We start from the raw sequence: 17,662 nt of genomic DNA, 5'->3' as shown, positions 1-17,662 counted from the left end.
CCTTCTTTCGCAAATATTGTTCGCGATTTTCACCTGAGCTTTTGCCGAAGATATAAGTAACATCATGGTAGTAGTAATATAAGATAAGTACTCATTACTAACATTATAGTATTACAAATATATTTAAAAACAATACAGGAAGCGAGCTCAATTCCAGTTAAAAAACTTAAAGCAAAAACTCCTTGAGCATTAGAGCGACCCTCATTTATTGATGTAGATCACATTATCTCTGCTCCATCCTGATTGTGATCTACATCACCAATCTTTCTTTTTAATTACGCCCACCTTTGAACTGTCAATACAGAGATACGATTCGAAATTGACATCATGAATTTACCGCTAATAACAACAACATGGAAAAAGAACTCATTGTAAAATGGAAGATCAAGGAAACAGAAACTGCTGGAATTTTGGCACTACTAGATGAACTGGTAACTAAAACAAGAAATGAAGCAGGGAATATCTTCTACCACATCTATCAATCGGCAGATAACGCCAACGAACTTATTTTACACGAACGCTATGTGGATAGTGATGCGGTAGCAGCTCATAAAAATTCTGAGCATTACCAACAAACGGTAGTGGAAAAAATCATACCCCAGCTTGAAATCCGCGAATTAACTTTTGTAAACAAACTTTTTTAATCAAAATATCATGTCAAAAAGAATTTTATTTATTGTTTCCAACAGCAAAGCAATTGGACCAAAAAACAGAAAAACAGGTGTATTCCTTGATGAAGTAGCCCACCCTTACGTTGAATTTGATGATGCAGGTTATCAAATAGATTTTGCAAGTATTACCGGAGAAGTGCCTGCTCTGGATAATATGGAAGCAAAAGACGAACCTTCGAATGCGAGATTCCTGCAGGATGGCGGATGGGAAAAAATGCAAAATAACCGCAAATTGGAGGATGTGGACGCAAGTGTTTATGATGCAATTTTTGTTCCTGGGGGACTGGCTCCCATGGTTGACATGCCAGAGCATGCAGTCTTAAAGAAGGTAATTGCAGAAACCTATGAAAGGAACGCTGTTGTTAGCGCAGTGTGCCATGGGCCGGTATCGTTGTTGAACGTTAAGCTTAGCGATGGAACGTTTTTGGTAGAAGGCAAAAACATCACGTCATTTACAAATAATGAAGAGAACAACTACGCAAAAGACGACGTTCCATTTTTATTAGAAAGTGCACTTACTGAACAAGGCGGGATATTTAATGCTGCAGCTGCGTGGCAAGACAATAGCATTGCAGATGGAAACCTGGTGACAGGCCAAAATCCAGCGTCAGCCAGGAGCACCGCGAAAAAGGTGATTGAAATTTTGGAAGCTTAAAATTTATCACGATAAGAGAAAGGCTGTACCATTTGATGGTGCAGTCTTCTATTATAACACCTGGACGGCGTTGTCTAAAAACACATCGTGTCCATCGATCTCTATTTTCTGTTGTCCTATAATATTTGAACTATTTTATAAAGTTAACAGGTTTTAGCATATAAAATTGCAGCCATAATACTATGTCCATACTACCCCTTTTGAGATTCAGCTAGGCCAATTTTCATTTTTATCAGTATAAGATACAATGATAAGTAAAAACAGTAAAACCAAAAAATAAGACACTAAGTAGGTCGCGTAAACCAGTATAGGACACCTCAGCTAATGTATGATAAGCTTTTACTTTCAAACGGACTATTGCCCCTTCCACAAAATCCCATTCTTGAAACTATAGAGCACGGGCTAAATTTTCTTGGGAGTTTTCTGAAAAAGATCACGACCGTAGGAATGATCGTGCGATGTTGCTGGCTTATTTTCCCGAAACAAAGCATGCAGTTTTTGAATGAGTGGATCAAAAAGAAACCAGCTTTCCGACATGCTTTTAATCAAAAGCAGCTTACGCACGCACTATGCACATTTATATCGCATTCCTTTCAATTGATAATTTAGATGCATCAGACTCTGTATACTTGGGTCAGATTAACTGATATTAGTTATACTATAATAGATCGAGATAAACAAAAAAACCGCTCTACTTTCGTAAAGCGGTTTTTTGTATGTAGCCCAAGCGTTAGATTTGTCGAACATCGTTCAAGACGATTTATTGCTTTTAAGTAGCATTGAGGGCGATCTAATACCTGCACCGTTAGGTAATGATAATGAACTGAGAAGATTCCATTCACATTTCACTGCTGAGTAAAGCTATTGCTTCGATTGATGTTAAAACTGGCAATCTACTTTTCTTAAAGTCCTTAGTATTGCTAGTCACGATAAAATCAACATTTGGTATGGTCAATGCAGAATTATACTGTATTGCATCTTCGTAATCTTTAAAATCTGTTTTTAAGGATTGCCGAATTACTTGATCGTTTACATCAGTTATCTCCGTTATGTCTGCTAGACTTTCTAATAATTTTATAGTAGCATTGTTAGTTAGCGACTGACGTAGAACATAATAGATATTATTGTATGAAACAGCCGAAATATAGATTTTAATTCTTCCTTCTACAGCCATATTAAAAAGTCTGGCTGCATCTAAAGAAAAAGGTTGTCTGTTGGCTAAAAAATCAATGACAACATTAGTGTCCATAAAGATATGCTTCATCTCTATGATTTATATTTTATAGCTAAAGCATTTCCCAATTCTTTTTTGTAATCGTAATCCTGAGGCAATTTAATCACCCCCATCATTTTTACTACTTTTGGAGATAGCTTTTCGGTGGTATCTTCAGGTGTAGCAATTGATTTTAAATAGTTCTCTACAATATCTGAAAGGCTCTTTCCCTTTTGACGTGCATATTTTTTAGCAGAATCAATTACACTGTCATCCATTGTTAGTGTAAGCTTAGTTCTCATATACGTGTGAATTAATATTCAAACATACGTGTTTCAATAGAAATAAAAAAATTGATAAATTTAGGTATGGAAAATCACATGCATAATGAGTATTTGGCAATAATAGAGCCAGATAAGCCTGTTAGTTCTGATGTAATTGATATGAAAGTCAGATGCAAGAATGACTATGGCTGGAACTCTTCTACTCCTCATTTTACAGTTTTTAACTTTATACAACCCACGTCAAATGAAAAAAGACTAATTAAATGTTTTGAAAGAATTATCGTAAATATTTCACCCTTTCAAATAAACCTTTGCGGTTTTGACTATTTTTCTATACCTACTTATACACTTTATGTGAAACTGAAAGATGAAAAACAATTTTCAGAAATGGCAGGATATATTAGGAAATTTTGCAAACCAATACTAAAGTCTGTGAAGGATTACCCACCTCGTTACAACACGAAAGATGCTCATCTAACTATTGCAAAAGGAATCTCAGAGTTGGAGTTCTTAAAGGCTTGGCCAAATTGGGAAAATGTAGAATACCAATCCAGTACAACTGCAAATTGTATTTTATTATTAAGAAGGCCATTTACAGATGCTAATTTTAAATATGAAGTTATTGGTAAGTATCCCTTTTTAGGACAGGGTCCATTAGACCCTCAGACAACATTATTCTAAAAACAAAAAACCCGCTCTACTTTCGTATTGCGGGTTTTTGTATGTAGCCCGTAGGGGAATCGAACCCCTATTTCCAGAATGAAAATCTGGCGTCCTAACCGGTAGACGAACGGGCCATAAAAAGCGACTCATTTTGCAATGATGCCTCTTAGGTAGCGGGGACCAGACTCGAACTGATGACCTTCGGGTTATGAGCCCGACGAGCTACCAACTGCTCCACCCCGCACTATATTTTTCCAGATCAGCACTCTAGCTGATCTTTAAAGGGCTCCGTAGCCCGTAGGGGAATCGAACCCCTGTTTCCAGAATGAAAATCTGGCGTCCTCACCCCTAGACGAACGGGCCATTAAAAGTGACTCACATTTGCATGCTTATACTTTCCTTTTGGTAGCGGGGACCAGACTCGAACTGATGACCTTCGGGTTATGAGCCCGACGAGCTACCAACTGCTCCACCCCGCACTCTATTTCCAATCTAAAACAGTTAAAGAACGTTGTTGTGTTGTTTTTAAATTGGTCTGCAAAGATATATTTCGTTTCTTTGCAATGCAAATTTATTTTAAAAAAAATTCCATGGCACATAAAGCAGGTTTTGTAAGTATCATCGGTAAGCCAAATGTTGGTAAATCGACCCTTATGAACGCCCTTATCGGCGAAAAGCTCAGCATCATCACCCCCAAAGCGCAAACTACCCGTCACCGTATTTTAGGGATCGTTAATGAAGAAGACTACCAGATCGTATTTTCTGATACCCCAGGTATCATCAAACCTCGCTATGGTTTACAGGATTCTATGATGAGCTCGGTTAGTGGCGCACTCTCTGATGCCGACCTGCTTTTGTTTGTTACCGATATCAATGAAGAGCATGATGAGAATGATGTGTTAGACAAGATCCTCAACACCACCATTCCCATGATTGTCCTGATCAACAAGATCGACAATGCTACCCAGGAACAGGTGGAAGAGAAAATGGCCTACTGGCAGGAACTCCTTAAACCTAAACAGATCTTCGCCATCTCTGCCCTGCACAAATATAACCTGGATGGTATTATGGAGATGGTGTTAGACTACCTGCCCGAACATGCTCCTTATTATGATAAGGAAGACCTTACTGACCGCACACAGCGTTTCTTTGTTTCTGAAATTATCCGCGAGAAAATCTTTAACAACTACCAGAAGGAAATTCCTTACAGCACAGAAGTGCTGATTAAAGCGTACAAGGAAGAGGAAAACCTGACCAGAATCAGTGCCGAAATTGTTGTTGAACGCGATTCGCAAAAAAATATCCTCATCGGTAAAGGTGGTGCCATGCTGAAGAAAGTTGGTACCGAAGCCCGTAAGGATATTGAGAAGTTCCTGGACCAGAAAGTTTTCCTCGAAACCTTTGTAAAAGTAATCCCCGATTGGAGAAGCAAAAAGAATTACTTAAAAAGTTTCGGGTACGAAAATTAAGCGTACCTTTGCAACCCCTTAATAATTAATACAATTCACACTATATATGAGTAACATTATTGCAATTGTCGGAAGACCAAACGTAGGCAAATCAACACTTTTTAACCGCTTAACAGAAAGTCGCAAAGCCATTGTTGATGATTTTAGCGGCGTAACCCGCGACCGCCATTATGGTGTTTCTGAGTGGACTGACAAACAATTTACCGTAATTGATACCGGTGGTTATGTAGCAAACTCTGAAGATGTTTTTGAAGCTGCCATTCGTGAGCAGGTGGTAATTGCCATTGAAGAAGCCACTGTGCTGATCTTTATGGTGGATGTGACTACAGGCATCACCGATCTGGATGATGACATCGCTCAGCTGCTCCGCAGAAGTAAAAAACCGGTGTTCACTGTAGTAAACAAGGTTGATAATACGGCCCTGGAAAATGAAGCTTCAGTATTTTATGGCTTCGGACTGGGTGAGATCTACACCATCTCTTCTATGACTGGTTCTGGAACCGGCGAACTGCTGGATGATGTAATCACGCATTTTGAAGATGTTCCCCTGGAAGAAAATGCTTTACCTAAGCTTACCATTGTTGGTAGGCCTAACGTAGGTAAATCTTCGCTGATCAATGCACTGATTGGTAAAGACAGAAATATCGTTACCCCAATTGCAGGTACCACCCGCGATTCTATCCATATCCACTACAACCAGTTTGGTCATGAATTTATGTTCATAGACACCGCTGGTTTAAGAAAGAAAACCAAGGTTAAGGAAAACATCGAGTTTTACTCAGTAATGCGTACCATCAAAGCTTTGGAAGAAGCTGACGTAGTGATTCTGATGATTGATGCCGAGGAAGGAATGGAATCTCAGGATGTGAACATCTTCCACCTGGCAGAGAAAAACAAAAAAGGTATCGTCATCCTGGTTAACAAATGGGATCTGATTGAAAAGAACAACCAGACTACCAAGGTTTTTGAAGAGGAGATCCGCAAACGCCTACAGCCTTTTACTGATATTCCTATCTTATTTACTTCGGTAGTAAACAAACAAAGGATTTTCCAGGCTGTGGAAACTGCTTTACAGGTGTTCCAGAACAGAAGCAAAAAGGTGCCTACTTCTAAATTGAATGATGTGATGCTGCCGATTATCGAAAAATATCCGCCACCATCATCAAAAGGTAAATACATTAAGATTAAATATGTTACGCAGATCAATGCTACATCACCGATGTTTGCCTTCTTCTGTAACTTGCCGCAATACATCAAGGAGCCGTATAAACGTTTTATTGAGAATAAATTGCGCGAGAACTTCGACTTTAATGGTGTTCCGATCCAGATCTATTTCAGACAGAAATAGTTAAACACATAAATAGATTATTTAGCAAAATGGTTATTGCAGGCTCAGCAGGGCTTGCTTAACCATTTTGTCGTTTACATTCAATGCTTTATAGTAACCTGTATCGCCCAGATAGTACTTGTATAAAAGTACCTTGAGGTCGTTCAGGATAACTGGCTTAGACTGCGCAAGCTGTTTGGGATCTACTTCGACATGCTTATTCTGGATATACCTGATCAGGTCTTTATAATCTGTATCACTGATATTGAAATGGTTGATGTCGTGCTCCAGCGAAGTTGCGGTGTAACGGTTAGCCAGCACATCATACACGTAATCAAACAGCACCTTCTTGGTAATTAAGGTATTGTAAAACCTATTGATACCTACGGTATCCATCTTCACATATAAATCAGGCGTAATACCACCACCACCAAATACTTTTTTACCTGATGCAGTTACATAGGCATTGGTTTTATTAACGCTCTTAAGGCTCTTAATGCTGTCTTTTAACCTGTTCCTGTCGGTTAGCTCCCCATCTGAATACCTTTCGTCAATTTCACTCTGATACGCTGCATATCCTTTTTTGTAGGATTTCTGGATGCTCCGCCCCAATGGGGTATAGTACCGTGCAATAGTGAGATTTAGGGCTGATCCATCTCCAAAAGGAAACTGCTCCTGCACCAGGCCTTTACCAAATGACCTACGCCCAATGATGATTCCCCTATCCAGGTCTTGCACGGCACCCGCAAGGATTTCACTCGCTGAAGCGGTATTTTCGTTAATCAGGATGGCCAGCTTGCCTTGCTCAAACTCTCCACCGCCTGTAGCGATGTAATCTGTACGTGGCTCATGTTTTCCTTCGGTATATACGATCAATTTATTTTCGGGCAGCAGTTGATTGGCTAGTCCTGTAGCAGCAGTAAGGTATCCCCCGCCGTTGTCTCGCAGGTCTAATACCAGTTTGCTCATTCCCTTAGCTTTTAAAACGCGAATGGCATCCACAAAATCCAGGTCGGTATTTGCTCCGAATTTACTGATCCTGATATAGGCTGTTTCTGGATTGAGCATATAGGCTGCATCAATAGTGCTAACGCGTACTTTATCACGCTTAATGGTCATCATTACCGGAACAGTGGCGTTATTATGCAATACACTCAGTTGAACGGGTGTGCCTCTGCGTCCTTTGATCTTACCGATCATCTGCTCACGCGGCAGCTGGTGTCCGGACACAAAGTTGCTGTCAACCTTCAGTATTTTATCGCCCAGCTTCAACCCCGCAGCATACGCAGGACCATCTTTGAAAACATTCGTTACCAACAGAGTGTCATTCAACAGATAATATTCGATGCCTATTCCCTCGAAGTTACCTTCCAGCATTTCTGACTGCTCGTAGGCTTTTGCTGGCGGCAGATACATACTATGTGGATCCAGCTGATGTAAAATACTGTCTATCGGCAAATGATTTAGGGTATCAGCATTAACCTCATCTACATAGTTTTTGTTGATGATATGGATAATTTCGTCTACTTTTTCGTCGTTATTCTCCGCAAAAGTGACATTTCGCTGCACAGTGAACCCCTGATCCTTCAAAAACCTGTAGCCAAGATACATACCACCTATTAATGTAACGGAATAAGTGAGTGCAATCAGGAGGTTTTGACGGGTATTTTTATTCATGGGGTAGTTGTAGTACAAAGTTATAAATTTACCCTGTTAATTAACAATCTAACCAGATTCATTTGCTATTGTTTTTGTGTTTTTACATTAGATTTTTTCTATTCCCAATTTTTAAAACTTAAGAATCTCAAATTATGTTAGTCTGATTGAACGATATGATTTCTAGATTAAAAAGAAATTGCCGAATTTTAGCAAAAAATCCTGTATGATACGAGTCACCGAACAAGAATCCAGATACCACAACATTGATCAGATGTCTGTGCTGGAAATCCTGAAAGGCATAAATAACGAAGACAAATTAGTACCTCTTGCTGTTGAGCAGGCACTGCCGCAGATAGAGCGCTTGGCTGATGCTGTGGCAAAACGTATGGCGGCCGGTGGTCGGTTATTTTATATCGGTGCCGGTACCAGCGGCAGACTGGGTGTTGTGGATGCCTCGGAGTGCCCACCAACTTTCGGTGTGCCTTTTGACTATGTTGTGGGCATCATTGCCGGAGGCGATCAGGCCATCCGTAAGGCAGTAGAAAATGCTGAAGATGATACGCATCAAGCTTGGGTAGACCTACAGGAATATCATATCAATAGCCAGGATTGCCTGGTAGGGCTAGCAGCATCAGGCACCACACCTTATGTTGTTGGTGGCTTAAATACTGCACGTGAGCATGGCGTCCTGACTGGATGTATTGTTTGTAACACAGGAGGCCCGGTAGCTGAAGCAAGCGATTTCCCGGTTGAAGTAGTTGTTGGACCAGAATTTTTAACTGGATCCACACGTATGAAATCTGGTACTGCCCAGAAATTGGTATTAAACATGCTGAGCACCACCGTAATGATCAGATTAGGCCGCGTAAAAGGCAATAAAATGGTCGATATGCAGTTAACAAACCATAAGTTGGTAGATCGAGGTACGCAAATGGTAATGGACGAGCTTAACATCGACCATGATCATGCTGCCGACCTTTTGATCCGCTATGGAAGTGTTAGAAAAGCTGTAGAAGCAAACCACAAATAAACAGACCATGCACGAAATAGAACCGTATTATCAATGGCGCGATGATTATATCGCCGCTGAAGATGAGCGTTCCCCTTTTTTCAATACGGAATATTCTGAGTTTTATTTCGATAAACAGTTATACAACTTCCTGATCCACCCACAGTGGGATGATTTTGGATCAAATACCCTTTATCTTAAGGTGTTGTACACAGATTACGAGCTCAACTACACCATTATTGAGCTGATTGGCGAATGGAACGATGCCATCAATAATGATATCATGTTGTTGAAGCGGGAGATCCTGGAACTGATGATCGATGAAGGGATCAATAAGTTTATTCTGATTGGAGAAAATGTACTGAACTTCCACTCTTCGGAAGATTCTTATTACGAAGAATGGTTTCAGGATGTGGAAGATGGCTGGATTTCAGGTATCAACTTTACGGAACATGTGATTGAGGAATTTAGGAGCAACAACCTGGATTACTATATTAACTTTGGCGGCCTGCTTGACGAAATGGCATGGAGAACACTTAAACCCCTTCAAATCTTTAATAAAGTTGAAGAAATTCTGACAAAAAGACTTGGGGCATAGCTTTTGTATCAGCTAGCTTATATTTATCTTTATATAAATTTTAACACAAATGGATAACAACAATAATTTTGATTGGGCACAAAAATCTGTTTTTGTGCAACCAGAAACAGGCACAGTAGCTAAGAAATTCTTTGCCAGTGTTTTCTTGTGGATGTTTATTGCTTTAGGGCTTTCGACATTAGCAGCATACTTTATGGCATCAACTCCGGAGTTTATGTCGTACCTCATCAGATTTGATGCAGAAGGTAATGCACGCGGCATGAGTATACTGGGATACGTAGCCATGTTTGCGCCGCTAGGTCTTGTGCTCTTGATGAGTGCTGGTCTAAGCAGACTATCTTTCAACGCATTGGTAGGTGTCTTTCTTTTATATTCACTGTTAACTGGCGTAAGTTTGAGTTTCATTCTGCTTACCTACACCGCTGCTTCTGTAGTGAGCTGCTTTGCCGCGGCCGCTGGAATTTTCGGTATCATGGCAATCTTAGGATACACCACAGATGTTGACCTAAGCAAATTTGGCCCGATCCTGATGATCGGTGTTGTAGGTCTGATTATAGCTAGTTTGGTAAACATGTTTATTCAAAGTGAATCTTTCAGCTTGTTTATGGCATTTATCGGTATCGCAATCTTTACGGCACTGACCGCATATGACGTTCAAAAGCTAAAACGTATTGGTGAAGGTATTGAAGAAAATGGTTCTGCAATCGCTGCAGCTGACACTAAGAAATTGGCCATCATGGGGGCGCTTTCCTTGTATCTCGACTTCCTGAACATCTTTATTTACTTATTAAGAATTTTCGGAAACAGAAGATAAGCTTCCTTAATTTATACAGAGGCCATGCAATATGCATGGCCTTTTTTTTGCCTCAATTTCAAATCAATTATTATGGTCTACCTCCTAGTTCTGCTCCTGATACTTTGTGCTGCTATTGCCTGGACGGCGTACAGTCGTAGTCAAAACAGAACAAAAAAACTCCAGTCAGTCATTGATAAATGGGGCAAACCGTTGGAGTCAGAACGGAACTTTAAGCTGATAGCATCCTACTTCAACTATTGCAATACCGGAAATAATATACTTACCGATGCCATAGTAGAAGACCTGGATTTAGAAGATTTGTTTGAATATATAGACCGCACCAACTCCAAACCCGGCCAGCAGTACCTGTATCAAAAACTCAGAATGCCGGAGGGCTCAACTAAAGATTTGCTGGAGTTAGACGAGTTAAGCTCAAGGTTTGAAGCAGATGATAAGCTGCGCAGACTTGTTGAACTGGAACTTTTAGCGTTATCGGGCAAAAATGCGTACTATCTACAGGAACTTTTTACCACGCAGTACCGTGCCTTATATAACGGATTTTTACGTGTCTATATCAAACTTGCTGCACTGCTTAATCTCGCCGCAGTAATCCTCACTGTTGTACTTCATAATCAGTATTTCTTTTTCCTGACGCTGGCCTTTACACTATTTAACCTGTATCTGCACTACGGCAACAAGCGCAAGATCTCGGGATATGTACACTCCCTTCCGCAACTACATGCCTTGATCAATATCTCGAAAAAACTGTATACGCTTGTTCCAGGTAGCACTGCTGATATCAATGGTAGCCTCAATAGCCTGGCAAAGCTCAACAAGTCACTAAGCATGATCTCCTTCCAGGAACGCGCAGCGGCAGATCCCAACGATCTTGCATTTGCCTTTACTGAACTGTTGAAAATCTTTTTCCTGATTGAGCCGGCTATGTTCTTATTATCGGTAGACCGGCTTAATGAGCGCAGACAGGATATTGAAAACCTATATGTATACGTAGGTGGTATAGATATGGCTATCTCTGTAGTATCATTAAGAACCAGCCTTCTTTTTTACAGCAAGCCTGAATTTACAAGTTCCGGTGAAATGAAAATGGCAGACCTTTACCATCCCTTAATTCCTGGATGTGTTGCCAACTCCTTAACTGTGACCGCTGACCAGGGCACATTGATCACCGGATCAAATATGTCGGGAAAAACGACCTTTATTAGAGCCGTCGCTATTAATGCTATTTTAGCACAGACACTTTTCACCTCTTGTACGAAAAGCTATTCTGCCCCCTTTGTCCAGATATTGACTAGCATCCGGCTAAGTGACGACCTGGAAGAACATAAAAGCTATTTCCAATCTGAAGCGATATCTGTGCTCAACATTCTCAGGAAAAGTGAATCGCGCATGCCCAGCCTGATCATTATTGACGAGATTTTCAGAGGAACAAATACTATTGAACGCGTAGCCGCAGCCAAAGCGATACTATCCTATTTGACCGCTTCGCGGAACTTCACTTTTGTTTCTACCCATGATCTGGAGCTTGCTGAGCTCCTTGGCAATGAATATGCAACGTATTCCTTTGAAGAAAAAATAGTTGAAGAAGAATTAGGAGAGCGTTTAGAAGAACATTTGGAAGAACCTGCGGAGCCATTAAGAGAACGTTTAGTGTTCGATTATCTGATCAAACCGGGCATTCTGAAAAATAAAAACGGAATTGCCATCCTTCAGGCACTCGGGTATCCGGCAGATGTGGTAAAAGAAGCAATGGCAACAAGCAAACTACTGAATCAAAAATACAACCTAAAGCACACGGAATAACCAGATTAACTCAATACAAAACCAGCTCAAGCAAATCCGCATCGTCGAATTTTGTACCCGAAAAGCTACAGAACCTTAAGTATATTACTGCATTTAAAAACAACTATCTGAAACATTGTGGCAGAGTATTTGGTAGTACTTACATGTTAGCATATAAATTCTAATAGTAAAAACTAAACATATGGATACGTTAAAGAAATTCGAATTAATGCAGAAGATTGTTAGAGAATTGGAAGATTTACAACATTCTCAACAGGCACTAGTTCAAAAAATTGGTAAAATTGAAGTCGATAATATTGAACTTGGTGATAAAAGATTAGAGAAAGATATGCCGGATATGCATCAGCGTTTAGCAGACAACCTGGATACCATCGTTGGCATCCTGGAATACTTTGCTGAGAAGACCGATAAATTTGGTGATAAGAACAATGTTGACGCCCTGATAGATCAGCGCGCTATAGATAGTGCTACGAGTTAGTAATTGAAAAATCCTTTGATAACGGGCATCTGATTTAACAGATGCCCGTTTTTCGTATACAGCCATATTAAATTCCGAACAGCTCTTCAAAACACCAATAAATTGCAATATTATTGGCCTAAACGTCTGTTTCTTTGGAATTGATTTTTCTTTGTTGCATTTTTGCAGTGCTTATAGAGAAAGATGGAGGGATTAGACCCTGCGAAGTCTTGGCAACCTGTGCTTACAAGGTGCTACATTCTACGGGATTTGTCCTGAAAGATAAGTGATTCGACACTACTACCTCGAACTTTCGAATAAGCTTTTACTGAAAGATTTGCCTGAAAAAAGATTCAGCATTTTTCTTTCGGGGAGAGCAATTACTAATGAACATCAGAGAAGAACTAAACAAACGCATATTAATTATAGACGGTGCCATGGGAACCATGATCCAGCGCTACACCCTGTCTGAAGAAGACTTTAGGGGCGCGCGGTTTAAGGATCATCCTTGCGACGTTAAGGGCAACAACGATTTACTGAACATCACCCGACCTGATATTATCAAAGCTATTCACCTGGAATACCTTCAGGCAGGTGCTGATATCATCGAGACCAATACCTTCAGCACTCAGCGGATTTCAATGGCAGATTACCAGATGGAAGATCTGTCGTATGAACTGAGTTTTCAAGGTGCCCGTGTGGCCAAAGAAGCTGTAACAGAGTTTATGGCTGCTAATCCCGATCGCAAGTGTTTTGTAGCTGGTGCCGTTGGCCCTACCAACCGGACACTGTCCATGTCGCCAGATGTAAATGACCCAGGCTACCGCGCCATTTACTTCGATGAACTTGAGGCCGCCTATACTGAGCAGGTCCGCGGACTGGTTGACGGGGGATCTGACGTCTTATTGATCGAAACAATTTTTGATACCTTAAACGCCAAGGCCGCTATTGTTGCCATAAAAAAATATGAAAAAGTTGTAGGCCGTACGCTGGAGATCATGATTTCGGGCACCATTACCGACGCCTCGGGCAGAACGCTGTCTGGACAAACTGCCGAAGCTTTTCTCAATTCAGTACTGCACGCAAAGCCGTTGAGCATTGGATTTAACTGTGCTTTGGGAGCCAAAGAAATGCGTCCGCATATTGAAGAGCTTTCTGCTAAAGCAAGCTGCTATATTTCTGCTTATCCCAATGCCGGACTACCTAACGAATTTGGTGCATACGACGAGATGCCCCAGGAAACAGCAACGCTGGTTCAAGATTTTATTGAGCATAGCTTTGTAAATATTGTTGGCGGTTGTTGTGGTACCACGCCAGAACATATTGCCGCTATCGCCGCTAAGGCAAAAAATATCAGGCCAAGAACTGTAGTTCAAGTTGCGCCTTACCTAAGGTTAAGCGGACTGGAGCCTGTAACAATAACCCCCGAAAGCATCTTCGTAAATATCGGCGAACGTACAAATATCACCGGATCACCTAAATTCTCTAAACTCATTCTAAGTGGTGATTATGAAGGCGCACTTACCGTTGCCCGTCAGCAGGTTGAAGGTGGCGCCCAGGTGATAGATGTGAATATGGATGAGGGGATGCTCGACTCGGAAGCGGCAATGACCAAATTTCTCAATCTGATTGCTTCTGAACCTGATATCTCGAAACTGCCTATTATGATCGACTCCTCGAAATGGACGGTTATTGAGGCTGGATTAAAGTGTATTCAGGGTAAAGGGATCGTAAACTCTATTTCCTTGAAAGAGGGAGAAGAAAAATTTAGGGAAAGTGCTGCCAGAGTAATGCTATATGGCGCTGCCGTTGTGGTAATGGCCTTTGATGAAAAAGGACAAGCGGATAATTTTGAACGTAGAAAAGAGATCTGCAAAAGATCTTACGATATATTGGTTAACGAGGTGGGCTTCTCTCCCGAAGACATCATCTTTGACCCGAACATCCTGACTGTAGCCACTGGCCTGGAAGAACACAACAACTATGCAGTAGATTTTATCAACGCGACCCGCTGGATTAAGGAAAACCTGCCGTACGCAAAAGTGAGTGGTGGTGTTTCCAATATTTCCTTCTCTTTCCGTGGAAATAATACGGTTAGGGAAGCCATGCACTCCGCATTTCTCTACCATGCTATTCAAGCTGGTCTTGATATGGGTATTGTAAATGCCGGAATGCTTGAAGTGTATCAGGAGATCCCTCCAGAACTGCTGATCATGGTAGAAGACGTGTTGCTAAACCGCCGCGATGATGCTACAGAGCGTCTGGTAGAATTTGCTGAAACGATCAAAAGCAAAGGCAAAGAGATTGTTCGCGATGAGGAATGGCGCAAAGGCCCTGTTGAGGAACGTTTGTCGCACTCCCTGGTAAAAGGAATTATTGAGTATCTGGATGACGACGTGGAAGAGGCTCGTCAGAAATACCCTAAACCAATCCATGTAATTGAAGGCCCACTGATGGATGGCATGAACATCGTTGGTGATCTCTTCGGTGCTGGAAAAATGTTCCTGCCGCAGGTGGTAAAGTCTGCGCGGGTAATGAAAAAGGCTGTGGCCTACCTCCTTCCGTTTATCGAACAGGAAAAACTGGATAATCCGGATGGAAAAGCAAGCTCATCAGCAGGGAAAATCCTGATGGCAACCGTGAAAGGCGATGTGCATGATATTGGCAAAAACATTGTTGGTGTGGTATTGGCCTGTAATAACTTCGAGATCGTAGATATGGGGGTGATGGTTCCCGCACAGGAAATCATAAAAAAAGCAAAAGAAATTAATGCAGATATTATTGGACTGAGTGGTCTGATTACGCCGTCTCTCGATGAAATGGTGCATTTTGCAAAGGAGATGGAGCGCGAGGGCTTTACAATTCCGTTGATCATTGGCGGTGCTACTACTTCCAGGATCCATGCGGCGGTAAAAGTTGCCCCTAACTATTCCGGACCTGCCATCCATGTTCTTGATGCTTCCAGAAGCGTTACGGTATGCAGCACCCTGATGAATGATGATGCTCGCGGAGCTTATATAGCAGGCATCCGTGCTGAATATGATAAAGCGCGCGAAGCGCATCTCAACAAACGTTCTGACAAACGCTTTAAAAGCATTGAAGAAGCCAGGGCAGATAAGTTCCAGATTGACCTTGATCTGATAGCGCCCGAACCGGTGTTTACAGGCACCCGTATATTTGAAGATTATCCATTAGATGTGCTTGTGCCTTATATTGACTGGACACCTTTTTTCCACACCTGGGAGCTTAAAGGATCTTATCCAAAGATATTTGCCGATAAGAATGTGGGTGATGAGGCAAAGAAATTATTTGATGATGCCCAGGCTTTACTGAAAAAGATTGTAGATGAAAAGCTGCTGACAGCAAAAGCAGTGATCGGCTTCTGGCCGGCAAATGCGGTAGGTGATGATATTGTACTTGAGGCAGAAGGAAAACAAGTAACTATCCACACACTCCGCCAGCAGGCTGAAAAAATTGATGGCGACCCATATTATGCGCTGTCCGACTTTGTTGCTCCACAAGAAAGCGGCAAAAAGGATTACTTTGGTGGCTTTGCTTTAACTACCGGTATCGGTGTGGATGAAATGGTTGAAGAGTTTGAAAGAAACTATGATGACTATAACAGCATCATGGCAAAGGCTTTGGCCGACAGACTTGCTGAGGCCTTTGCCGAACGCATGCACGAGTTGGTAAGGAAAGAGTATTGGGGCTATGCTAAAGATGAGGAACTGACAAATCAGGAGCTCATTAAAGAGCAGTATGCCGGTATCAGACCTGCGCCGGGGTACCCTGCCTGCCCGGATCATACAGAAAAAGAAACGTTATTTAACCTGCTTGATGCCGAAAATAAAATTGGCCTTAAGCTAACAGAGAGCTTCGCCATGTATCCTACGGCTGCTGTAAGTGGGTTTTATTTCGCCCACCCACAATCAAGGTATTTCGGACTGAATAAAATAACCAAAGACCAGGTCGAAGATTATGCACAGCGAAAAAATATGTCAATAGAAGATACAGAACGCTGGCTGAGTCCTAACTTAGCCTACTAAATCAACCTAAACCTAACGCCACTATTTACACTACATGAAGATTACCGACCACATTAAAAATGCACAGGGCAAAACGCTCTTTTCTTTTGAGCTGCTTCCGCCGATGAAAGGCCAGGGTATTCAGGGCATCTTTGATGCCATAGACCCCCTGATGGAATTTAATCCGCCATTTATCGATGTGACATATTTAAGAGAGGACTATATTTATAAACAACATGCCAGTGGTTTGCTGGAAAAGGTATCTTACCGTAAGCGCCCAAGTACAGTAGCTACCTGCGCAGCTATTATGAATAAGTACAAGGTAGATGCTGTGCCACACCTGATTTGTGGAGGTTTTACCAAGGATGAAACAGAAAATGCTTTAATAGACTTGCAGTTTCTGGGGATAGACAATGTCCTGGTTTTGCGTGGTGATGCCCGCAGAAGTGATGCATCTTTTATACCTACTCCAGATGGCCATGCTTACGCTTCGGAGTTGCTGCAGCATGTTGTAGATATGAATAATGGCAAATACCTGCATGAACACATTGACAACTCTGAGAAAACAGATTTCTGTATCGGTATTGCCGGATACCCTGAAAAACATTTCGAGGCGCCAAACCTGCAGACGGATTTCAAATACCTAAAACATAAAGTTGATCTTGGTGCAGAGTTTATCGTGACACAGATGTTTTTTGATGTCAATGCCTATAAGACTTTTGTAGAGAAATGCAGGGAAAATGGCATCAACGTTCCGGTTATTCCTGGATTAAAACCAATTACCAGCAGCAAGCAGCTGATCAGCTTGCCTAAAACCTTTCATCTGGATATCCCGATGGAACTGAGCGAAGCAATTACTGCCTGCTCTTCGGAAGCTGACGTGCGTGAGGTGGGTATTGAATGGATGATTGAGCAATGTAAACAATTGAAAGCGCTGGGTGCGCCAGTGCTGCATTTTTATACTATGGGAAAATCTGGGCCCACCAAGAAAATCGCCCAGGCTATTTTTTAACAA

The 17,662-nt window shown here is 41.5% G+C and carries 15 protein-coding genes, 4 tRNA genes and 1 riboswitch; of the genes, 12 read left to right on the top strand and 7 right to left on the bottom strand.

The features are described from left to right. Nucleotides 1-353: 353 nt before the first annotated feature. Together CLV32_RS20070 and CLV32_RS20065 are read left to right on the top strand one after the other, a co-directional pair. A complete protein-coding gene (locus CLV32_RS20070) occupies nt 354-644 on the top strand; it encodes a putative quinol monooxygenase (protein ID WP_133558751.1) in 291 nt (96 codons plus the stop codon). Between the two features lie 10 nt (nt 645-654). Then, nucleotides 655-1,326, top strand: a complete 672-nt coding sequence (locus CLV32_RS20065) for a type 1 glutamine amidotransferase domain-containing protein (RefSeq protein WP_133558750.1) — start codon at nt 655-657, stop codon at nt 1,324-1,326. 838 nt (nt 1,327-2,164) lie between these two features. Here the strand turns inward: CLV32_RS20065 and CLV32_RS20060 are convergent. Together CLV32_RS20060 and CLV32_RS20055 are read right to left on the bottom strand one after the other, a co-directional pair. Beyond that, on the bottom strand, nt 2,165-2,590 hold the full coding sequence (locus CLV32_RS20060; RefSeq protein WP_133558749.1) for a PIN domain-containing protein: 426 nt from the start codon (nt 2,588-2,590) through the stop codon (nt 2,165-2,167). A gap of 2 nt (nt 2,591-2,592) precedes the next feature. Beyond that, the gene (locus CLV32_RS20055) at nt 2,593-2,841 is read right to left on the bottom strand and encodes a DUF6364 family protein (protein WP_133558748.1); all 249 of its coding nucleotides are present in this window, start codon (nt 2,839-2,841) and stop codon (nt 2,593-2,595) included. Between the two features lie 66 nt (nt 2,842-2,907). Between CLV32_RS20055 and CLV32_RS20050 the strand changes: the two genes are divergently transcribed. Continuing rightward, complete coding sequence (locus tag CLV32_RS20050) at nt 2,908-3,504, top strand: 2'-5' RNA ligase family protein (protein ID WP_133558747.1); 597 nt, start codon at nt 2,908-2,910, stop codon at nt 3,502-3,504. Nucleotides 3,505-3,548: 44 nt separating this feature from the next. Here CLV32_RS20050 and CLV32_RS20045 read toward each other — a convergent pair. The 4 genes from CLV32_RS20045 to CLV32_RS20030 form a co-directional block, all read right to left on the bottom strand. Continuing rightward, nucleotides 3,549-3,620: transfer RNA gene (locus tag CLV32_RS20045), tRNA-Glu, on the bottom strand. 37 nt (nt 3,621-3,657) lie between these two features. Beyond that, nucleotides 3,658-3,730: transfer RNA gene (locus CLV32_RS20040), tRNA-Met, on the bottom strand. A 47-nt stretch (nt 3,731-3,777) separates the two neighbouring features. Further along, nucleotides 3,778-3,849: transfer RNA gene (locus CLV32_RS20035), tRNA-Glu, on the bottom strand. A 40-nt stretch (nt 3,850-3,889) separates the two neighbouring features. Beyond that, a tRNA-Met gene (locus CLV32_RS20030) sits at nt 3,890-3,965 on the bottom strand. A 111-nt stretch (nt 3,966-4,076) separates the two neighbouring features. Here CLV32_RS20030 and era point away from each other — a divergent pair. Together era and der are read left to right on the top strand one after the other, a co-directional pair. Beyond that, nucleotides 4,077-4,955, top strand: a complete 879-nt coding sequence (era, locus tag CLV32_RS20025) for a GTPase Era (protein WP_166641993.1) — start codon at nt 4,077-4,079, stop codon at nt 4,953-4,955. A 46-nt stretch (nt 4,956-5,001) separates the two neighbouring features. Further along, complete coding sequence (gene der, locus CLV32_RS20020) at nt 5,002-6,303, top strand: ribosome biogenesis GTPase Der (RefSeq protein ID WP_133558745.1); 1,302 nt, start codon at nt 5,002-5,004, stop codon at nt 6,301-6,303. A 33-nt stretch (nt 6,304-6,336) separates the two neighbouring features. On the opposite strand, the gene CLV32_RS20015 is transcribed toward der, so the two are convergent. Continuing rightward, nucleotides 6,337-7,959 (bottom strand): S41 family peptidase, encoded by a 1,623-nt coding sequence (locus tag CLV32_RS20015; RefSeq protein ID WP_133558744.1) that lies wholly within the window; start codon nt 7,957-7,959, stop codon nt 6,337-6,339. 205 nt (nt 7,960-8,164) lie between these two features. On the opposite strand from CLV32_RS20015, the gene murQ reads away from it, so the two are divergent. From murQ to CLV32_RS19980, 7 genes are all read left to right on the top strand, one after another. Beyond that, nucleotides 8,165-8,971, top strand: coding sequence for an N-acetylmuramic acid 6-phosphate etherase (murQ, locus tag CLV32_RS20010; RefSeq protein WP_133558743.1), 807 nt, complete (start codon nt 8,165-8,167; stop codon nt 8,969-8,971). A 7-nt stretch (nt 8,972-8,978) separates the two neighbouring features. After that, complete coding sequence (locus CLV32_RS20005; protein WP_133558742.1) at nt 8,979-9,548, top strand: hypothetical protein; 570 nt, start codon at nt 8,979-8,981, stop codon at nt 9,546-9,548. 49 nt (nt 9,549-9,597) lie between these two features. After that, a complete protein-coding gene (locus CLV32_RS20000; RefSeq protein WP_133558741.1) occupies nt 9,598-10,362 on the top strand; it encodes a Bax inhibitor-1/YccA family protein in 765 nt (254 codons plus the stop codon). A gap of 72 nt (nt 10,363-10,434) precedes the next feature. Beyond that, on the top strand, nt 10,435-12,165 hold the full coding sequence (locus CLV32_RS19995; RefSeq protein ID WP_166641992.1) for a MutS-related protein: 1,731 nt from the start codon (nt 10,435-10,437) through the stop codon (nt 12,163-12,165). A 181-nt stretch (nt 12,166-12,346) separates the two neighbouring features. Then, nucleotides 12,347-12,643 carry a hypothetical protein gene (locus tag CLV32_RS19990; RefSeq protein WP_133558739.1) on the top strand — a complete coding sequence of 99 codons (297 nt, stop codon included), beginning with the start codon at nt 12,347-12,349 and terminating at the stop codon, nt 12,641-12,643. Between the two features lie 168 nt (nt 12,644-12,811). Further along, nucleotides 12,812-12,911, top strand: a riboswitch (SAM riboswitch). 97 nt (nt 12,912-13,008) lie between these two features. Then, nucleotides 13,009-16,668, top strand: a complete 3,660-nt coding sequence (metH, locus tag CLV32_RS19985) for a methionine synthase (protein ID WP_133558738.1) — start codon at nt 13,009-13,011, stop codon at nt 16,666-16,668. Between the two features lie 34 nt (nt 16,669-16,702). Continuing rightward, nucleotides 16,703-17,659: a methylenetetrahydrofolate reductase gene (locus CLV32_RS19980; RefSeq protein WP_133558737.1), complete on the top strand. Its 957-nt coding sequence runs from the start codon at nt 16,703-16,705 to the stop codon at nt 17,657-17,659. The last annotated feature ends 3 nt before the right edge of the window (nt 17,660-17,662 follow it).

The sequence above is a fragment of the Pedobacter duraquae genome (assembly GCF_004362245.1).
GTDB lineage: Bacteria > Bacteroidota > Bacteroidia > Sphingobacteriales > Sphingobacteriaceae > Pedobacter > Pedobacter duraquae.
The sequence above is the reverse complement of the archived record's forward strand: the minus strand, read 5'-3'. Positions and strand labels throughout refer to the sequence as shown.

Coding starts and splice junctions, on each gene's coding strand:
- CLV32_RS20070 (WP_133558751.1), top strand. CDS start 354: ATGGAAAAAGAACTCATTGTAAAATGGAAGATCAAGGAAACAGAAACT.
- CLV32_RS20065 (WP_133558750.1), top strand. CDS start 655: ATGTCAAAAAGAATTTTATTTATTGTTTCCAACAGCAAAGCAATTGGA.
- CLV32_RS20060 (WP_133558749.1), bottom strand. CDS start 2,590: ATGAAGCATATCTTTATGGACACTAATGTTGTCATTGATTTTTTAGCC.
- CLV32_RS20055 (WP_133558748.1), bottom strand. CDS start 2,841: ATGAGAACTAAGCTTACACTAACAATGGATGACAGTGTAATTGATTCT.
- CLV32_RS20050 (WP_133558747.1), top strand. CDS start 2,908: ATGGAAAATCACATGCATAATGAGTATTTGGCAATAATAGAGCCAGAT.
- era (WP_166641993.1), top strand. CDS start 4,077: ATGGCACATAAAGCAGGTTTTGTAAGTATCATCGGTAAGCCAAATGTT.
- der (WP_133558745.1), top strand. CDS start 5,002: ATGAGTAACATTATTGCAATTGTCGGAAGACCAAACGTAGGCAAATCA.
- CLV32_RS20015 (WP_133558744.1), bottom strand. CDS start 7,959: ATGAATAAAAATACCCGTCAAAACCTCCTGATTGCACTCACTTATTCC.
- murQ (WP_133558743.1), top strand. CDS start 8,165: ATGATACGAGTCACCGAACAAGAATCCAGATACCACAACATTGATCAG.
- CLV32_RS20005 (WP_133558742.1), top strand. CDS start 8,979: ATGCACGAAATAGAACCGTATTATCAATGGCGCGATGATTATATCGCC.
- CLV32_RS20000 (WP_133558741.1), top strand. CDS start 9,598: ATGGATAACAACAATAATTTTGATTGGGCACAAAAATCTGTTTTTGTG.
- CLV32_RS19995 (WP_166641992.1), top strand. CDS start 10,435: ATGGTCTACCTCCTAGTTCTGCTCCTGATACTTTGTGCTGCTATTGCC.
- CLV32_RS19990 (WP_133558739.1), top strand. CDS start 12,347: ATGGATACGTTAAAGAAATTCGAATTAATGCAGAAGATTGTTAGAGAA.
- metH (WP_133558738.1), top strand. CDS start 13,009: ATGAACATCAGAGAAGAACTAAACAAACGCATATTAATTATAGACGGT.
- CLV32_RS19980 (WP_133558737.1), top strand. CDS start 16,703: ATGAAGATTACCGACCACATTAAAAATGCACAGGGCAAAACGCTCTTT.